This is a genomic window from Phyllobacterium sp. P5_D12 (assembly GCF_054049495.1).
In genome coordinates this window covers 1-2,973 of record NZ_JBFUMG010000545.1, presented here as the reverse complement: position 1 = coordinate 2,973, position 2,973 = coordinate 1, and the positions used below count along the sequence as shown (strand labels likewise).

The window sequence follows — 2,973 nt, the reverse complement described above, 5'->3', positions numbered from 1 at the left end:
CACCTGTAGTCCCGCCAAGGTTATCATCGGCAACAGCGCGTTGCCGACGACGTGCTTCATCAATACACGCCGCGGCGTCATGCCTTTGGCACGCGCAGTACGAACGAAATCCTGATTGATCACATCGAGCGTCGCAGTGCGCATGTAGCGGCTCCATACCGCCACGTCGACCAATGCCAGAACCATGGCTGGCATAATGAGATGGATGGCATAGTCCAGGAACGAACCATTGCCGATCGTGTACATATTGCCCGCCGGCAGCCAACCGAGCTTCAATGAGAAGATGTAAATCGCGACAAGTCCGAACCAGAACGTCGGAATCGACAGCGCCACCATGGCGCCAACTGTTGCTGCATAGTCGAAGATGGAGTAGCGCTTCGTCGCTCCCTTGATGCCGACCCAGGTCCCGATGGTGACCGAAATCACCGTTGCGGTGCCCATCAGCAATAGAGTAGCGCCGAAGTGACCACCGATGACATCGAGAACAGGGCGGCTGTCTCTGAACGACCTGCCCCAATCGCCGCGCAGCAAGCGCCAGAACCAATCTGCATATTGCACGACCAGCGGCCGATCGAGGCCCATCTGTGCGGAAATACGGTCAAGGTCTGCCTGCGTCATGCCAGGTGTCAGCGCAAATTGCGACAACGGACCGCCCGGTGCCAGATTCAGCACCGCAAAGCCGATCATGGATACCAGCACGAGCAGCACAAGGCTTTGTCCGAGCCTGTTCAATATGTAGCGTGTCATTGCGTCGATCTCCGATGGAGGTTCGAAGGCAGAACAGGGCCAGGGATCGTTGCCCTGGCCCTGCAGATCCTATGCCTGCTCCCAGTACCAGGTCCCGACGTTCCAGGAGTCGATGCGATTGTTCACGTTTGGCGTGAAACCGGTCATGCCCTTCTTGCGTCCGCGAATCGTTGCGTATTGGAAGATCGGCAGGAATGGCAGGTCGTCTCGCATGATCTCCTGGATTTTGAGGTAGGCTTTCTTGCGCTCTTCCGGCACGAAGACCTGCCCGCCTTCGGCAAGGAGCTTGTCGACTTCGGGATTGGAGTACTGCCATGTGTTTTGACCCGCACCTCCCTTTGCGTTGATCGAGCTCGTGAGGAAATAGTCGGACGTATCGGGATCCGGTCCGGTAAGGAAATCGAGACCGACCACGACGGAGTCGAACTTCGACTGCATCCAGTATTCGCCCCACATGACAGCCGGGGGGAGGTTGGAGATGGTCATCTCGACGCCGATGTCCTTAAAGGATTGCTGCATGAATTGCTGCACCTGTTCCCGGATATGATTGCCGGCCGTGGTCGAATTGGAGAACGAAAGCCGGACTCCGTCCTTGGCGCGGATACCATCTTCGCCCGGTTTCCAGCCGGCATCGTCGAGCAGCTTTTTGGCTTTCTCGATATCGAATTCATGCTTTGGCAGGTCGGGATTGAAGTAGAACGACTGCTGCGGCATGTAGGTTTCGGTGGGCGCCGGCAAACCGTAATAGAGCGCATCGATAATCGTGGTCTTGTCGAGCGCGTGATAGAGCGCCTGACGTACGGCCGGGTCCTTGAACTGCGGCTTTTCCATATTAAACGTTACGGACTCGACAGTACCGCCGGGGACCACCTGAACCGTCTTGCCTTCCAGCGCCTTGGCCTCGTCGTAGTGGTCAGGCGTGATCCACTGCAAACCGGTTACATCGATATCGCCCGTCTTGAACTGAGTGTAGAGGACGGTGAGATCTGGAATGTATTTGTATATGACCCGTTCGAGATATGGTCCGTCGCCATAATAATCAGCGTTGGCGGCGAGCTCGATGTGATCACCTGCGACGCGTTCGACCCACTTGAATGGTCCCGTCCCCACGGGCGCATTGTTGAACGGTGCGGTGTTCCTGTCCTTTTCCGGCTCCAGGATGTGTTTGGGTACGATAAAAGTAGCCGCGAGGATGGAAGCGTAGGGCGCGTATGGCTTTTCCATACGCCAGGTGATTTCCGTAGGCGATACAACCTTGATGTCACGCACCTGGTCGTGGCCGGCGCGCCGCGCGCTACGGAAATCCTTGTCGACGACGAGATCGAGCGTGAATTTTACGTCGTCGGCGGTGAAGGGCTTGCCGTCATGCCACTTCACGCCGTCGCGGAGTTTCACCTTCCAGTTGAGGCCGTCGGCGGAGATGCCGCCATTCTCGACTGTCGGAACTTCAACCGCCAGGGCGGGCGTAAACTTCCCTTCCGGGTCGACGTTGAATAGCGGATCAAAGACACTGAAATGGATACCCTCATCGACTTCGATATGCAGCATATGCGGATTGAAGACGGTAGGTTCCTGCGAGAAACCGATAATCACCTGTCCCTTGGGCGCTGAGGGCGGAGCGGCATAGGCTTTATCTCTTCCAAAGATCCCCGGCATGACCAGGCCGGTTGCACCAACCATGCCCATCATAGCGAGTGCCTGACGCCGGGTGGGGTGGAGAATTGCATTTTGATGCTTATCAGACATTGTCGTTTCCCTTCTTTATTGGTTTGTGTTCAATGTTCCAGTTTGCATTCTATCTGCCTGTCGGCAGAGCATTCTCGACACAGCCTGGCTCCTCAACCACGCCGATCTTAGAAACCGCTGAGCGGCCGAACCTTCGTGCCGTCGCTGAAGCGGGAAAAACGAAAATCGGTGGGATCGACGACCGGAGTGCGGCCGGTAACGATATCCGCCATCAGTCGACCTGCCGCCGGACCAATACCAAAACCATGGCCGGAAAACCCGGTGGCGATGTGGAAGCCCGGTATCTCGTCGACCGCGGAAATCACAGGAATTGCATCCGGCGTAACATCGATGTAGCCCGCCCAGCGCTGCGCGATCTCCGCTTTGTTGAATACCGGAAATGCCGCCTTGAGCCCATTGAAGGCTTTGTTTGACATATCCAGCGAAGGCTTGGGGTCGAGGACTCTGTTATACTCAAACGGACTCGCTTCATCCATCTTC

At 56.6% G+C, this 2,973-nt stretch carries 3 protein-coding genes; all 3 read right to left on the bottom strand.

Annotated features, from left to right (window positions below; all coding sequences use genetic code 11):
• The coding region (locus tag ACXJ5O_RS23255) for an ABC transporter permease (protein ID WP_457301975.1) at positions 1-747 on the bottom strand (747 nt) is incomplete at its 3' end.
• Positions 748-816: 69 nt separating this feature from the next.
• On the bottom strand, positions 817-2,493 hold the full coding sequence (locus ACXJ5O_RS23250; RefSeq protein WP_457301974.1) for a peptide ABC transporter substrate-binding protein: 1,677 nt from the start codon (positions 2,491-2,493) through the stop codon (positions 817-819).
• Between the two features lie 107 nt (positions 2,494-2,600).
• A partial coding sequence (locus ACXJ5O_RS23245; RefSeq protein ID WP_457301973.1) for an NAD(P)/FAD-dependent oxidoreductase occupies positions 2,601-2,973 on the bottom strand: 373 nt, incomplete at its 5' end.

Excerpts from the sequence above, each read along its gene's own strand:
- ACXJ5O_RS23250 (WP_457301974.1), bottom strand. The coding sequence starts at position 2,493 with ATGTCTGATAAGCATCAAAATGCAATTCTCCACCCCACCCGGCGTCAG.